This is a genomic window from Clostridium sp. BL-8 (genome assembly GCF_002006495.1).
In the GTDB taxonomy this organism is placed as follows: domain Bacteria; phylum Bacillota; class Clostridia; order Clostridiales; family Clostridiaceae; genus Clostridium.
The window spans coordinates 1-16679 of sequence record NZ_LZZL01000103.1; the positions used below are offsets into that span (position 1 = coordinate 1).

9 protein-coding genes and 1 pseudogene are annotated in these 16679 nt (G+C 31.5%); 2 read left to right on the forward strand and 8 right to left on the reverse strand.

Annotated elements, in window-relative coordinates; all coding sequences use genetic code 11:
- Positions 1–226 precede the first annotated feature (226 nt).
- From polC to hydF, 3 genes are all read right to left on the reverse strand, one after another.
- Entirely contained in the window at positions 227–4570 is a 4344-nt protein-coding gene (polC, locus tag CLOBL_RS23645; RefSeq protein ID WP_077861273.1) for a DNA polymerase III subunit alpha, read from the reverse strand.
- A gap of 449 nt (positions 4571–5019) precedes the next feature.
- The gene (locus CLOBL_RS23650; RefSeq protein WP_077861265.1) at positions 5020–5838 is read right to left on the reverse strand and encodes a TIM barrel protein; all 819 of its coding nucleotides are present in this window, start codon (positions 5836–5838) and stop codon (positions 5020–5022) included.
- A 79-nt stretch (positions 5839–5917) separates the two neighbouring features.
- Positions 5918–7156, reverse strand: a complete 1239-nt coding sequence (gene hydF / locus CLOBL_RS23655) for a [FeFe] hydrogenase H-cluster maturation GTPase HydF (RefSeq protein ID WP_077861266.1) — start codon at positions 7154–7156, stop codon at positions 5918–5920.
- Positions 7157–7433: 277 nt separating this feature from the next.
- Between hydF and CLOBL_RS23660 the strand changes: the two genes are divergently transcribed.
- The gene (locus CLOBL_RS23660; protein ID WP_077861267.1) at positions 7434–7670 is read left to right on the forward strand and encodes a DUF2164 domain-containing protein; all 237 of its coding nucleotides are present in this window, start codon (positions 7434–7436) and stop codon (positions 7668–7670) included.
- A 190-nt stretch (positions 7671–7860) separates the two neighbouring features.
- Positions 7861–9258 carry an aspartate ammonia-lyase gene (locus tag CLOBL_RS23665; RefSeq protein ID WP_077861268.1) on the forward strand — a complete coding sequence of 466 codons (1398 nt, stop codon included), beginning with the start codon at positions 7861–7863 and terminating at the stop codon, positions 9256–9258.
- Between the two features lie 312 nt (positions 9259–9570).
- Here CLOBL_RS23665 and CLOBL_RS23670 read toward each other — a convergent pair whose 3' ends face one another.
- The 5 genes and pseudogenes from CLOBL_RS23670 to CLOBL_RS23690 all read right to left on the reverse strand — a co-directional run.
- Positions 9571–10266 (reverse strand): MBL fold metallo-hydrolase, encoded by a 696-nt coding sequence (locus CLOBL_RS23670; protein WP_077861269.1) that lies wholly within the window; start codon positions 10264–10266, stop codon positions 9571–9573.
- Between the two features lie 162 nt (positions 10267–10428).
- Positions 10429–11622: a cadherin-like beta sandwich domain-containing protein gene (locus CLOBL_RS23675; RefSeq protein WP_077861270.1), complete on the reverse strand. Its 1194-nt coding sequence runs from the start codon at positions 11620–11622 to the stop codon at positions 10429–10431.
- A 46-nt stretch (positions 11623–11668) separates the two neighbouring features.
- On the reverse strand, positions 11669–12979 hold the full coding sequence (locus CLOBL_RS23680; protein WP_077861271.1) for a TolC family protein: 1311 nt from the start codon (positions 12977–12979) through the stop codon (positions 11669–11671).
- A gap of 344 nt (positions 12980–13323) precedes the next feature.
- Positions 13324–16416, reverse strand: a complete 3093-nt coding sequence (locus CLOBL_RS23685) for an efflux RND transporter permease subunit (protein ID WP_077861272.1) — start codon at positions 16414–16416, stop codon at positions 13324–13326.
- Between the two features lie 12 nt (positions 16417–16428).
- A pseudogene (locus CLOBL_RS23690) lies at positions 16429–16679 on the reverse strand (efflux RND transporter periplasmic adaptor subunit); the annotation flags it as partial.

Sequence of the window (16679 nt, forward strand, 5' to 3'; positions counted from 1 at the left end):
AATGAAAAAGTAACTTCTTGATTGCAATACTAAATTCTTGATTAATGACTTTAGTCTTGCACTATTTGTTAAATTTATACGAAGCGTATCCCTCTATATAAGAATTATTAAATAGCAAAGCTTATATCTCTAATTAATCAATAGCGATATAAGCCTTGTTTTATATTATGCTATATATAATTTTTAAAACCTTTATGAAACAGAAATCACAATTCCCTGTTAGCAATTATACCGCATCAAAAAAGCACATTTGATCACTTTCTGGAAGTCCTTTTAAGCAGTCAAACTTCTTAAGAAGTTCTATTGCAGCATTTCCAATCTTCGAACGCTTTCTTACATCTTCTATAGAGTTAAATTCCTTTTCCATAGCAGCATTTGCTATACCTTCAGCTGCCACATTTCCCATACCAGCTATACTGTTAATTGGAGGTCTTATACCATCTTCCTCAACTTGAAATTTTGTAGCATGAGACTTATATAAATCAATTGGAAGGAACTTAAAGCCTCTTTCATACATTTCTAGAACTATCTCTAAGTCATCATACATATCCTTATCCTTAGGAGCTGCATCATTTCCAAGAGCCTGAATTTCCTGCATTTTGGCCTTAACCTTTTCTTTTCCAAATATCATGAACTCTGCATCGAAAGCTTTTGCTCTAATACTAAAGTATGTTGCATAATATGCCTGTGGTATATGCACCTTAAACCAGGCTATTCTAAAGGCCATCATTACATAAGCTGCTGCATGGGCTTTAGGGAACATGTATTTTATCTTTTTACAAGAATCTATATACCATTCTGGCACCTCATGTTCTCTCATTAACGCTTCATACTCTCCCCATTTAGGTTCCTTTAAGGCTTTTCCTTTACGTACAGTTTCCATTATCTTAAAGGCAGTATTTGGAGGCAATCCTTTTTTAATAAGATAAACCATAATATCATCTCTTGTACACACCGCATCACTTATGCTGGTAATCACACCACTATCAATTAAGTCCTTAGCATTTCCAAGCCAAACATCAGTACCATGAGAAAGCCCTGATATACATAGTAAGTCTGCAAAAGTTCTTGGTTTTGTATCTACAAGCATTCCCCTAACAAACTTAGTACCAAACTCAGGAATTCCAAAGGTTCCTACCTCTGAGTTTATCTGCTGTGGAGTTACTGAAAGAGCCTCTGTAGAGAAGAATAACGACATAGTTTCCTTATCATCCATAGGTATTTCATGTGGATTAACTCCAGTTATATCTTGAAGCATCCTTATGACTGTCGGATCATCATGCCCTAATATATCAAGCTTTAAAAGATTCTGGTCAATGGAGTGATAATCAAAATGCGTTGTTATAATATCTGAATTAGGATCATCAGCTGGATGCTGCACAGGGCAAAATTCAAATATTTCACGTCCCTTTGGTACAACTATAATTCCTCCTGGATGCTGACCTGTAGTTCTCTTTATACCAGTACAGCCTACTGAAATTCTCATTGTTTCAGCTTTATTTATAGGAAGGTTCTTTTCCTCATAATATTTTTTCACATAACCAAAAGCTGTTTTTTCTGCTATAGTACCTATTGTACCAGCCTTAAAGGTTGTGCCTTTACCGAAAATAACTTCTGTGTATCTGTGAGCTTTTGCCTGATATTCTCCTGAGAAATTTAAATCTATATCAGGCTCTTTATCTCCATTAAAGCCTAAGAAAGTTTCAAATGGTATATCTATACCATCCTTATGTAGATTTTCTCCACATACAGGGCATACTTTATCAGGTAAGTCAAAACCATTTAAAACACCATAATCATTAAAATCAGAATGCTTACACTTAGGGCACCTGTAATGTGGCGGAAGTGCATTTACCTCTGTTATACCTGTCATATTAGCTACAAAAGATGAACCAACTGACCCTCTGGAACCAACTAAGTATCCATCTTCATTTGATTTCCACACCAGTTTCTGAGCTATTATATACATTACGGAAAATCCATTTTTTATAATAGAATCAAGTTCTTTATCTAGCCTTGCTTGAACTATCTCTGGAAGAGGATCTCCATATAATTCATGAGCCTTTTCATAGGCTATATCTTTAATAGTCTGTTCGCACCCTTCTATGTGTGGTGGACATTTTTCTGGAGATATCGGGCTTATCTGCTCACACATATCTGCTACCTTATTAGTGTTTGTGACTACAACTTCATATGCCTTTTCTGCTCCCAAGTAATCAAATTCTTTAAGCATCTCCTCAGTAGTTCGTAAATATAATGGAGCTTGATCATCAGCATCCTTAAAGCCTTGCCCTGCTTCTAATATACGTCTGTATATTTCATCTTCAGGATCCATAAAATGAACGTCTCCTGTTCCTACTACAGGTTTATTTAATTTTTCTGCAAGTCTTATAATCTTTTTATTAATCTCTTTTAGATATTCTTTGTTTGGTACCTGCTCCTGTCTCACTAAATAATCGTTATTCCCTAGAGGCTGAATTTCTAAATAATCATAGAACTTTGCAATATTCTCTATTTCCTCTTCAGATTTTCCTAGTAATATTGACTGATATAGCTCCCCTTCACTGCAGGCACTTCCAATTATTAAGCCTTCAGAATATTTTTTAAACATACTCTTTAATATACGTGGCTTTTTATAGAAATAATCTAAATGAGAATATGATACCAGTTTATATAAATTCTTTAAGCCAACATAATCTTTAGCTAAAATTATTGCATGGTAAGTTTTAACTTTTTTATAAGCTGCCTTCTTAGATTCTTCATCAGAAGCATATTCCTCTATATCTTCAAGTGTTTCTGCTCCTCTTTCCTTTAGCTTTTCAAGCATTATGTTAAATACCTTGACAGTGGTATCAACATCATCTAAAGCTCTATGGGCAACTTCTACCTTTATACCAAGATTTTTTGCAATTCTACCTAGTTTATAAGACTTAAACTCTGGAAAAATATCTTGAGCTAAAGACAATGTATCTACATAGGTAAAATCAAAATCGTGGTCTAATACTCTAGCATTATGTTTTAAAAAGTTAATATCAAATTCAGCATTATGGGCAACTAAAACAGTTCCTTCAATAAATTCAAGCATTTTAGGAAATACCTTATCTATAGTTTCTGCGCCTCTCACCATTTCATCCGTTATGTTAGTAACTTCTACAACTCTCATTGGAATTGATTTTTCAGGATTTACAAAGGTGCTAAATTTATCTATTAATTTTCCATCCTTAATCTTCATTATTCCTATTTCAGTGATTTTCTCTGTCTTTGGAGAAAAACCTGTAGTTTCTAGGTCAAGAACACAATAGGTAGTATCAATACTCTGGCCTTTTATATTGGTTACAGATGGTTTTTTATCAGGAGCTAAATAAGCTTCTACTCCATATATTATCTTCATATCTGGATTATCTCTTCCAAGTAGCTTATGGGCTTCTGGAAAGGACTGCACAACTCCATGATCAGTTATAGCAATAGATTTCATTCCCCAGCTCATGGCTCTCTTAATTAAATCAGTAGCACTAGTCATAGCATCCATCTGGCTCATCTGCGTATGCATGTGAAGTTCGACCCTCTTCACCTCTGCATTATCCATTCTCTTAGCTTTCTTAATTCCATCTGTTTCAATTACAGTATTAGCAATAAGTTCAACTTCGTGAGAGAAATTACTATAACCTGCATTTCCTGCAAGTCTAAGCCCCTTTGCCTTTTTTATTCTAGAAAATACTTCATCATATTCACCTGGCTTACAGAATATCTTGCAAGTCATCGAGTTTGATCCATCATATAAATCAAAGGAAATTAACATCTTTCCGCTTCTTAATTCCTTTGCCTCAATGTTAGATATTTCACCCTCTAGGGCTATCCTTCCCTCATCTGGCGTAATATCATTAATTTTTATTATAGGCTCCTTAATATTAGCATTTCTCCCCATAATCAAGAATGGATTCTTCTTACTATCTCCCTCAACCCTTATTTCTGGTTTATTTTCAGGCGCTTTAGGAGCTGATTCAGCCGCAGGAGCATTTGTACCTTGAGTAGTTTTAATTTCTTTTAGCACCTTAATTTCATTTGCACGTTTGTCTTCTTGCATTTTTGCTATCTCTTCACTGCTTACTTTATCAATAAAGTTTATATTATATTGCATGCCATACAAACTTTTTATAGTCTTATTAATTTTTTTATCATACTCCATTGCTTTTAAGAATCCTGATACTGGAATTTTGAAATTAAAGTTTATTGTATTTCCTGCTATCTCATATTCACTATTATTTGCTGCTGCCTTTAAAGCAGGATATTTTTTAGACATAGAAAACACAATATTTTTGAGTTCTTCTTCTATTGGCCTTATGCTGACTCCATCACTATATTTTATAGTAATTCTAGAATCATTTAATTCAAACTTTTCTTTTATAAAATTATTAAAGCTCTCAATTTCTTCTATATCAATATAATCATCTGAACTGATTTCCATCTCTAAAATTTTAGTCTTTTTTCTCAAAACTACATTTTCTATAACGGCAGTATTTATCTTCCCACCAGATTCGTAATCACTAAAAGCTTCATTTACTCTTTTCATACCACTCATTATCCTTCTTTAAAAAATTTTTAGTATGCTTATTATATTTGTCTTATATAACACCTATACTATTTTTTAAATCTCAACGAATTTATCTTTTGTAAAAAAATATCTTTTATTCTTTAAAATAATACATCTTTAAGTATATCTTCAAAATAGTCCCTACAAATCTATATTTTTATAATCCACTTATTAATCTAAGCACTTAAAATGCTCACAAATACGTGTTGTGCATCGCATCTATGAGCAAAAATCAAACAGTCAAATAGGGCACAATCAAATAAATAACAATTCCATTTGCCAGCCTATTTTCATGTGCCTAAAAGCACAATTCTCAACGAAAATTTCACCTTTAAATTTATGAAAATATTTAAAAATCTATTTTACAATCGAACTTACTAATTATATCATCTTTTATAACAAATAGCATGATTAATTTTAAATTCAAACTATAATTTCTCATAAGTATTTTTTAACAATAACGCATCTTTCTCCACTAAAGGTCCCTCTAAAATCACGCAACCTTTGACATTAAAATCTTTTAAAGCCTTTAAGCATTCTACATAATTAAAATCACTGTCTAATAAAGGAAGATGATTCTTTTCTCCTTTTTCAGTATAATCTATTCCTCCCATATGAATATGCATATCGTCTAAAGCTATTCTACCTAATTCCTTAAAAATATATTGCAATATTTCTGCAAAATCATTATACATTTTTAAACTTCCGTTATTTCTTGCATGTATATGAGCAAAGTCAATACATAACTTGCATGATTTTACTTCCTTACAAATAGAAACTAATTCTTCAAGAGTTCCAAATTGACTTCCCTTTCCAGTAGTTTCAAGTCTATAATCAACACCTTTGTATGGAAGTTTCCGCAAATTCTCTTTTATAGTATTATAAGTCTCTTCTTTTGAATCTTTTAAATAAAATCCCGGATGAAATATTAAGCTTCTGCCTTCAACTTTTAATAAGCCTTCTGCTGCGTTTGCTATTCTTTCAATTGATTGATTTTGTTTTTCTGTCTCATCAGCATTTAAATTTATATAATGAGATCCATGAGCAGATAAGTAAAAATCATTGTCTATCTTGGTTTTTAATATTATCTCTTTATTCTTATCCGTAACATTTATATTTCTCACAAAAAGAAGTTCCATTGCATCTAGACCTATTGATTTTACATAATCAATTCCACTTGCATAATTAAATTTTTTTGTTCCATTTCCTATTGGCAAACCAGATATTCCAAATAATAATTTATCCATAAAGTTGTCTCCACTGCACTCATTAAATAGTACTATTTCTTCATTTGTTTAATTAAAAGTTTACCTATATCTCTATTATTTAAATAAAATCACCATCATATATTTCTTTTGCTAATGGGAATGGTTCAAGTGCTCTTTCTAAAATTCCTTGTACATATCCAATAAGTACTCCATAATTTACAATAGGTATTTCGTGTTTAACTGCGTTATCAATCCTTGAAAGCATCGCTGCCCTGTTTAACATGCATCCACCACAATGAATGATTAACTTATATTTTTTTATATCGTCAGTAAAAGAAGATCCTGAAGAGTATTCAAAATTTATTTGCTTACCAGTCATTTGACGTACCCATCTTGGAATTTTTACTGTTCCAATATCATCGCATTGTTTATGATGAGTGCAGCCTTCTGAAATCAATACGCTATCGCCATCTTCTAAGGCTTCTATTGCTTTTGCACCCTTTACAAGCTCAATGAGATTCCCTTTATATCTTGCCTGCAATATTGAAAATGATGTAAGTTTTATATCCTTAGGTGTATCTGCTGATGCCTTTAAAAATACTTGTGAATCAGTTATAACAAGCTTAGGCTTTTTCTTTAAATTTTCAAGTGTTTCTCTTAATTCATGTTCTTTAGTTACAACAGCTATTGCATCACTTTCTATTATATCCCTTATAGTTTGCTGTTGTGGAAGAATAAGTCTTCCTTTAGGTGCTGCCTTATCAATAGGTGTAACAAGAACTACTATATCCCCAGGACTTATAAGATCTCCAACTAACTTAAACTTATCCTCATCATCTGGTATTATATTTATGATTTTTTGCTTAAGTTCATCTATTCCGCCTTTACTTAATGCAGATGTAGAAATAACAGGTATGCCGATTTCTTTCTGTATCTCATCTATTTCTTCTTTTGTTCTACTCTTTTGGTCTGCCTTATTAAAAATACATATTACTGGTATTTTCTTTTCTTTTAGCTGGCTTATTATAGCTTCGTCCTTATCTATTATTCCTCTAGTACTATCTACCACTACTAGAGCTACATCTGTCTTAGCTAAAACTTCAAGAGTTTTCTTTTTTCTTGATTCTCCTAATTCACTTTCATCATCAAGACCCGCTGTATCAATTATCATGCAAGCTCCTATAGGAAGAATTTCTATCGCTTTATAAACTGGATCAGTAGTTGTCCCCCTTACATCAGAAACAATAGAAATTTCCTGATTTGTAAGTGCATTTATGATACTTGATTTACCTGCATTTGTCATTCCAAACAAAGCAATATGTACTCTTTCTCCAGAAGGTGTTGTATTTAAACTCATATTATTACTCCTCTAAATATCGAATTTACAAGGTATTATAAGCCCCATGTCATGGCATTTTATAAGTACATTGTACCCCAAAAATATGGGTATTACTTTAATATTTTTAATTGGTTTCTTCTATTATAATATAAAATATTAATACATATTGCAAAGGTAATTCTTCATCTAATTTTTCATTTTTTAATATTAATTAAATTAGGCTCTACATAATTCTAGTATATGAGCTATAATAGATACAAATGAATTTTATTAAAAGTTAATATGGAGGTTTTGAATGAAAAACAAGGATAAAATTACTTTAACTAAGGAACAACGAGCTGATATGATTTCTTCAATAAAAGAATATTTTTACAATGAACGTGGAGAAGAATTAGGTGATTTAGCATCAGGTAATATATTAGATTTTTTTATAGATAAATTATCATTGGAATTTTACAATCAAGGGGTTTACGATTCTTATAAATATATGAATAGAAGTATAGATGATCTGCTATCAATCCAGAAATACTAGAAATGTCGTCAATGAATGATGAAATTTTTTCAAAATTTCTAAAACTAATATTTTAGTAAAATGTGTTATTTAAATTAGAACTTATATATTGCAATGCACAATTTACACTTAACAATTTTAAGGAAAGTCGAAGATTTTTTTTCCTTAACTTTAAATTGTGAACTGTAAACTGATTAAAGGGGTGTTAATTTTGAATTATAGAATAGAACAAGACTTATTAGGTGAAAAAGAAATAGAAGATTCTGCCTACAGCGGAATAAATACAGCAAGAGCTTTAGAAAACTTTGATTTAAATAGTAAAACTGTAAATTTAAAGTTAATAAAAGAAATAGCTCTTATAAAAAAAGCTGCTGCCATGACACATAAAAAATTAAAACTACTTTCTCCTGAAAAAGCTGATGCAATAATAAATGCCAGCGAAGAAATCATAGAAGGAAAATTTGATGATGAGTTTAAAATCAGTGCCTTTCAAGGTGGAGCTGGTACTTCTACCAATATGAATGTAAATGAAGTTATTGCTAACAGAGCTATAGAGCTATTAGATGGAACTAAAGGAGATTATAATTTAGTACATCCTCTAAACCACGTTAATATGTCACAATCAACTAATGATGTTTATCCTTCCGCTCTCAGAATTGCAGCAATTAGATTAATAAGAAAGTTAAGCAATTCTTTATCAAACTTGCAGGAAGCTCTTCAAATAAAGGAAAATGAATTTTCAGATATAATAAAACTTGGGAGAACTCAATTAATGGATGCACTGCCAATGACAGCAGGTCAAAGTTTTGGAGCATATTCTAAAGCAATAGAGAGAGACAGATGGAGAATATATAAGGTAGAAGAAAGATTAAGACAAATTAACCTTGGAGGTACTGCAATAGGAACGGGCCTCAATGCTACAAACAAATATGTATTTTTGCTTACAGATATTATTCAAGATCTTACTGGCTTTGGTATTGCAAGATCTGATTATCCAATGGACATTACACAGAACTGCGATATATTTGTAGAAACTTCTGGGCTTCTAAAATCCTGTAGTGTAAATCTCCTTAAAATTTCAAACGACTTAAGACTGCTGGGCTCTGGGCCTCGTGGTGGGATAGGAGAAATTATTCTACCAAAAATGCAGGCTGGTTCAACAATTATGCCTGGGAAAGTAAATCCAGTTATTCCCGAAATGGTAGCACAAGTCAGCATGAGAGTAATTTCTAATGATGGTGCTATAACTATGGCGAGCTCTATGGGGCAATTAGAACTAAATGCCTTTACTCCTCTTATAGCTGAATGTTTACTAGAATCTCTTGAGCTTCTTGATAGAGGTGTGATAATTTTTAAAGAAAAATGTATAGATGAACTTAAAATAGATGAGGATAGATGTTTAGAAAATCTTGAGAATTCTTTGGTTTCTGCGACTGCTTTAGTTCCTTATTTAGGCTATGATAAATCTAGCTTAATATCAAAAAAGGCTTTAAATACTGGAAAAACCATAAGAGAAATTCTTTTGGAAGAAGGTATTTTACCTGTTGAAACTATAAACAAAATATTATCTCCTGCGGAATTAATAAGAACTCATATATCAGGAAAATAAACCATACATATCCAATATATGAACTATACTTATAACTTACAATCTATATTTTTAATGAGTTAAGAAAAAACTTAACCAGTTATGAGTTAAAAGCTATGAATTATGAGTTAAGGATGAAATTCCTTATAGGAGTCTCTAAAAAATTAATTTTCGAAAAGCCCATAGGCTTTTCTTCCTGAACTCTTAACTCATAACTAATAACTGTCTAAAGCTTTCCGGCGAAAATTTCACAAATCCTGTGGAATAAAAATGTATATGATTTCGATACACTACCACATAAGTCTAAATTCAAAATTGAATATCTATATAAATTTACAAAGAAATTATTTTATGGCGATATGCTTCTGAACAATCCATATTCTTTAATCGTTCAATTACAGATTTATCGCCCCAAAAATGCATTGGATATATTTCATCTGTATCAGTGTTCTTCATAAAATAATCAAGCCCCAAATGGAATTTATCCTCTAGTCTAGGATCTAAAACCACAAAGGCAGCATCAAAATGTCTATTCTTTATTTTTGCTATCTCTTTTTCATACTGCCCTATATTATTTTTGTGACTCTCTTCATCCTTATGATTCCAGTACCATAAGTGAAGATCTCCAGCATGATAAATACTTTTGCCATCTGCGGTAACAATAAATGCAACGCCTTCATCTGTTGACTTTAAAGTTTCTATTTTTAAATCTGACGTTTCAAGAATTTCATTGCTGCCAATAAACTCAATTTTTTCATATGTGTTAGCTTCAACCCCATTAGTATTAAAAAATGTACGCCCAAATTTACGCTTAATATCTCTTGATAATACGTACTTAACATTAGGATATTTTTTTAATAACTGAAAAATTGACATGTTAAAATGATCTTGATGATTATGACTTGAAAATACATAAATTGTTTTTTTCTCATCAAAAACCGGAAGCTGTCCTTTAAAATAATCAAATATCAAAATCACATTATCCAGCTCCACTGAAAAACAACTATGTTCAATATATGTAATCTTCACTTACATCATCCTCTCTATTAATTTATATTTTATAAATTATAGCACAAAATAATAATTTAGCATTAAAATTATTTCCTGATTAATTATTTTGCTCACTTTGAAAAAGAGTATCCAAATTGGATCTCCAATTTAGATACTCTCCATAACGTATTTATATTTGTTTTAAGATTGAGTTAGTTTTCCTGTTGAATCTAAATAATACCATGTGCCATTAGTGTCTTGGAACCATCCAGTCCTCATAACACCACTTTTGTTTAAGTAATACCAGCTTCCATCTAAGTACAGCCAGCCAGTTTTCATCTCTCCATCTGAAGCAAAATAGTACCAATTGTTATCAACATAAAGCCATCCAGTTACTGCATATCCGTCCTTATCTAAATAATACTTCTTTCCAGTATTTGCATCAAACCACCATTGACTTTTTAATGGATCTCCAGTTCCATCTAAATATTGCATCTTACCGCCAATATTTTGCCATGAATTATATTTTCCTACGTTATTTCCAACAGATGTTACACTTGTACTTGTTTGAGTTGAAGCTGATGTTTTTCCCCTATATACATTTAATGTATAAGTTTCGTTATCATCATCGTTCTCAACATATATTTTTATCGCATTATTACCTTCACTCAAACTTATTGTTTTTTCAAAGTTATCCTTTTGTTCTACAGATTGACCATTAATTTCAACTATATCATCGTCATTTTCAGGAGTTGCCCTAACAACAATCTGCTGAACATTGTCATCAACATTTGTATTGTAAGAATATTGGTCCTTTGAAAAATCAATGTTTCCATTACTCAAATAAATGCTGTCTAGATTTGCATAATTTTTGTCTAGTTCTTCATCAGAAGAAATTGCACTTTCTTTTCTTACATGAATTATATAAGTATGTGCACACTTAGTTACATCGTCATCATCATAAGCATCTCTATAATCATCTTCACTTCTATATGTTCTTAAATAGACATCCTCTGTATCTGAATCAACATTTATATATTGTCCAACATCTTCTCCTTGTTCTGTTTTATCAGCTGAAGTGAATTGCTTAACTACATACCCGTCACCTTTAACATCTGCTGCTATTTGAAATCCATCAGCACCTGTAAGTTCTATATAATAGTCACTTTTTGAAGATAGTGAAGTCTCATTTCCATAATAACTATCACGTAATTCAATTTCACTTCCAGTACTTCTTGATAAAGTCAAGGAACTTAACTCTCCATTCCCTGCACCAGAATATGTTGATGCATAAGCATTAATGGTTCCAGTTATAAAATTATTGCTTGTCCCTATAAATGAAATTGCTCCAATTACAAGGGTTAATGCAATTATTTTTTTTATATTTTTATGCATTGTTTTCCTCCTTATTTACGCCCATTTCTATACTCTTAAGATATAATTAGTATAGTGAAGATGAGTAAGCTGCACTCCAAGGTTTTTGGATATACTGTTTATTTTGATTATAAGCAACAATTGCATTTCTCAAATCAATTTGCGCTTGTAAAGTGCTTACAACTTGAGCATTATAATCTGATTCTGTCATTATTCCTAAATCATACTTAAGTTTTGCATTACTAAGTTGTTCATTGTACAATTGTACTTCATTCTTACAGTAATTAACACTAGCTTCATAAGTTTGAAGATTTGTATAATATGATCTTAATTGATCTTTAAGTTGTTTTTTTGTATTAGTTATAGTAACATCACTTTGGTAATTACCTAGTTTAGTAGTTAAATATGTTAGTCTTTTTGATAAAATTCCTGTATAATTGCTTATAGCACCATTATACTTAGCTAGATCATTCTGATATTGTTCATACTCTTCTAAAGTTGCGCCATCTGCCAATGTAGGTTTAACAGCATCTTTTGCCGCTGTCTCTGCAGTATCTAAATCATCAGTAGTTAGTCCATTGTCTGACTCATAGTCTTTATCATTATAATAATCTTTACTAATCTTAAGCAGTTCTTCTTTATAACTTAATTGTGATTCAATAACATTATCTAAATAAGTATCTACGTCCCCATCAATTTTAAATGGTTCAAATTTAATATCTTTATCTAGGGTATATTGAGTTACATCCTTGCCAGTTAATACCTTAAATGAATATTCAGCATCTTTTAATTTATTTTGAGCTGTAGTTAAACTGTTTTGATCCTTTTGTATTTGAAGTTCAGAGGTTTGTACATCAATTGATGTTTGAATTCCTAAACTTTGCTTTAATTTTGCATCTTGAAGTTTTTTATTTTCAACAGCTAAATTTTTAGTTGCCATATCTATTTGCATTTGTTGCGTAACAATACTATTATATTGATCAGTTACTTTTTGAGTTAATGAATCTTCATCAAAGTCTCTTTGTTGTTTTAATTGATCTAATTTAGTATCAGCAGTATTGTCATCATACTTTTCCTTATCATCATTAACATCATTAAAGTCATCTGACTTTTTAGTTATATCATTTTCTTTATCTTGATAAGCTATGTTTTGTTCATCAAGAGCCAATGTATTACTCATGCTTATTGTTGACTTTATAGCATCATCTAAAGTAAGAACATTTGAATTTGCAGTTGTTGTACTTGCTGCATTTGAAGCCGTAGTTGTAGTAGTAGATGCATTTGTTGTAGAATCTGCTGCAAATACTGGTATAATGCTTCCACTCATAACACTTACACCTATTGCAAATGCGATTATTTTATTTATATTTTTTCTCATGTTTAATCTCCTCTTTATTAATTTTTTAATATAAATTTACTTGATTAGTTGATATTTTCAATCTACTTTGTATTTTCTAATTAGACTTTGAATTCACATAAATACTATTTCTTTAGTATTTACGTAATTATATTCTACATTGTTAATAATTAAATTTCAATAAATCAGTAATTGGAAAATTAATTAACAATATACAATTTCGGAAAATCAATTAATAATTTATAATACTCAATTAAGGAAGATATTCTTTCGGAATATCTTTAATAATATTTTTAAGAAAAGCCCGTAGGCTTTTCTTCCTTCATTCATTGATAATTGTATATCATCAATTATCATTTATGAGCTTACAAATTTAAATCTGTTGACTCTATTTCAGCTTTTGATGACTTTCTGCGAACAACTTTTCTAAATCTTCTCTTTAAACCGTCAAGTAATGTGTACATGATTGGTACTACAAACAATGTTAATATTGTTGACGTAATTAATCCACCAATTATTGCTTCTGCCATCGGCTTACGCATTTCAGTACCTGATCCTGTAGCTAATACTGTAGGAATCATACCAAATATCATAGCTAGAGTAGTCATAATTATCGGACGTAATCTTACAAGACCAGCCTGTACCAAAGCTTCATTTCGCGGCATGCCTTGTTTAATTCTTTCCTTTGCAGCATCAATAAGTAAAATACCGTTTTTAGCAACAAGTCCCATAAGCATTATTATACCTATTAAAGCTACCATACTTAATTGACTTCCTCCAATAAATAATCCTATTATTGCTCCAATCATTGCAAGCGGCAAAGCAAACATTATAGCTATTGGATCAACAAAACTCTCAAACTGCGCTGCCATAACTAAGTATAATAAAAGAATTGATAAAACTGAATTTTGTTCCATGCTCACCATACTCTTTTGCATAGTTCCATTTGATCCTCCAATTGATAACGAAACTCCTGGTGGCAATTCACTTTTAATCTTACTCTCATAAGTATTTTGGAAAGTACCTGTAGCTGTACCTTTAACATTTGCAGAAAGTTCAACTTGAGCCTGTTTATTATATCTTTGCAATGTTGAAGAAGTTGTCCCTATTACTTTTTTAGTTACCTGGCTTATAGGAATCATCTTATTACTTGAATTTGAAACATAAATTTCATCAAGATCATTAAGATTTTTACGCTGACTATCCTGCAATAATACCTTAACATCATATCTATCTGTTCCATTATCATATCTAGTTGCTGTTGTACCATTAAACAATGTTGTCAAAGTATTAGCAACATCTGAAGGATTAACCCCTAAATCTGCTGCCTTATCACGATCTACAGCAATCTTAACTTCTGGTGAACCCGAATTAGAATTCGTACCTACATCACTTGCCTGTGGATCCTTAGCCATCTCTGCTTTCATTTTTTCTGCAAAAGCTTCAACTTTTGCTCTATCATCTCCTACAAGTTCAAAACTAACATCTTTAGAGGCTCTTCCTCCTCCGCCTCCCATAGATGCAGCTGATACTGTAAGTGACATTCCTGAGAGTCCATTAAAATCACCTCTAAGTTTTTCAGCCACATCTCTTGAACTATCCTTACGCTTAGCCTTATCTATAAGCGTAATTTTAATTGATGCACTGCTATTTGTTACTGTAGAATACATATATTGCACTTCTGGATTCTTTTTAATAATTGCTTCAAGCTGCTTAGTTTCTTGAGATGCGTTATCTAAAGTTATTCCTGAATCAAAATTTGCACTAACGGTTATTTGTCCTTGATCGGTTGAAGGCATCATTGCAAATCCTAAAGATTTGATAAGGCCAAGACTTCCTACAAACATAGCTAAGCAGATACATAAAACTATTAATCTTTTGTGAAGAAGAATAGCTAAAAAATGTGAATACTTCTCAGCTAAAGCATCAAATTTATTATTAAATCCTCTAAAGAATTTTCCAATAATAGTCTTACTTTCTTTTTTTCCTGCCCTAAGCATTTTAGATGACATCATAGGTACAAGCGTAAAGGACACAAATAACGAAACTGCCATACTAAAAACAATTGTAAGTGAAAATTCAATAAAGTACTTTCCAAGTATTCCTTCTATTACTGCTAAAGGAAAGAATACTGCAATAACTGCTGAAGTTGTTGCTATTACTGCAAATCCAATTTCAGCTGTAGCATCTCTTGCTGCTTCTATAGGGCCTTTTCCCATATGCAAATGACGTACAATGTTTTCTATAACAACTATCGCATCATCAATTAGAAGCCCTACTGCCAGTGACATCGCCATTAAGGACATTGTGTTTAATGAAAAATTCATTTCTTTCATGCAGATAAAAGTAGTTATGATTGAAATTGGAAGAGAAGATGCACTTATAAGCGTACTTTCCCATTCATTTAAGAACAAGAATACAATGATAACAGCTAATATACATCCCTCTATTATTGTATTCATAACATCATTTACCGTATCTTGTATGGATGTAGAATTATCACTAACAATATCAACGTGCATTCCCTTAGGTAATGATGCGTTAAGCTGCTCTAATACTGCCTTAGCATCTTTTGCCACTTCAACAGTATTTGAACCAGATTGCTTTACTATATCAACACCAATTGCTGGGTTTCCTTGGTAATAAGCATTACTTGTTCTTTCAACAACTCCATCTTCAACTGTCGCAATATCCTTTACTCTAATTTCTGTGCCATTTTTATTGGATACTAAAATATTCTTAAAGTCATCTACTTTCTGTATTTTACTAGTTGTTGTAATTGAAATTTGATCATTTCCATCTGTAACCTTACCTCCAGATTGATCAACATTATCCTTTTGAATGCTGCTTACTACAGAACTTGATGTAAGCCCATATTGTAATAACTTACTATTATCTAGTTTTATATGAATCTCTCTTGTATCCTCACCAGATACATTTATTGCTCCTACTCCAGATACTGTATATAGCCTTTTCTCTAGTGTATTGTCTACAAAATCAGACATTTCTTTATTATCATCTAAACCATAAACAGCTATAGATAAAATTGATGTTGCTGACATATCAAATTTTGAAATAACTGGTGTGTTAGCATCACTTGGCAACTTTGCAGCAATTTGAGAAACTTTATCTCTAACTTGTTGCGCTGCCACCTCTCCATCTGTACTTAAATCAAATTCTATAGTCGTTCTTGAAGACCCTTCAGTTACAGTCGAAGTTATATTTTGAACTCCTGATATTTGCTGCACTGCATCTTCTACTTGTTTAGTTATATTAGTTTCAATTGATTCAGGTGATGCTCCAACTTCTGTAACTGAAACAGAAACATACGGTAAATCAGCATTTGGCATGTCATTAAGTGCTAGTTTTCCATAACATACATACCCTAAAATAGTGAGGACTATCATTATAACTGAAATAAATACAGGTCTTTTAATACTAATATTTGCAATATTCATTTGTCATCCCCCCTATTTAGAAGCTGTGTCATCGGCACCGCCATCTTGTTTATCAGATGTACTATCTGTTGTATCACTGTCTTGTTTAACCACTGCATCTACTTCATTACCATCTTGCAGAGTACTTGTATTTGAAGTGATTATTTGATCTCCATCGTTTATGCCAGCTGTTATTTCTACATTATTGTCATCAGTTTCACCAATAGTCACCTTTGTTTTCTTAGCTGTTCCATTATCATTTATAAATACTGAATAATCTCCTT

What these genes read in the sequence shown, in the direction of transcription:
- polC (WP_077861273.1), bottom strand. Translation starts at nt 4,570, where the DNA reads ATGAAAAGAGTAAATGAAGCTTTTAGTGATTACGAATCTGGTGGGAAG.
- CLOBL_RS23650 (WP_077861265.1), bottom strand. Translation starts at nt 5,838, where the DNA reads ATGGATAAATTATTATTTGGAATATCTGGTTTGCCAATAGGAAATGGA.
- hydF (WP_077861266.1), bottom strand. Translation starts at nt 7,156, where the DNA reads ATGAGTTTAAATACAACACCTTCTGGAGAAAGAGTACATATTGCTTTG.
- CLOBL_RS23660 (WP_077861267.1), top strand. Translation starts at nt 7,434, where the DNA reads ATGAAAAACAAGGATAAAATTACTTTAACTAAGGAACAACGAGCTGAT.
- CLOBL_RS23675 (WP_077861270.1), bottom strand. Translation starts at nt 11,622, where the DNA reads ATGCATAAAAATATAAAAAAAATAATTGCATTAACCCTTGTAATTGGA.
- CLOBL_RS23680 (WP_077861271.1), bottom strand. Translation starts at nt 12,979, where the DNA reads ATGAGAAAAAATATAAATAAAATAATCGCATTTGCAATAGGTGTAAGT.
- CLOBL_RS23685 (WP_077861272.1), bottom strand. Translation starts at nt 16,416, where the DNA reads ATGAATATTGCAAATATTAGTATTAAAAGACCTGTATTTATTTCAGTT.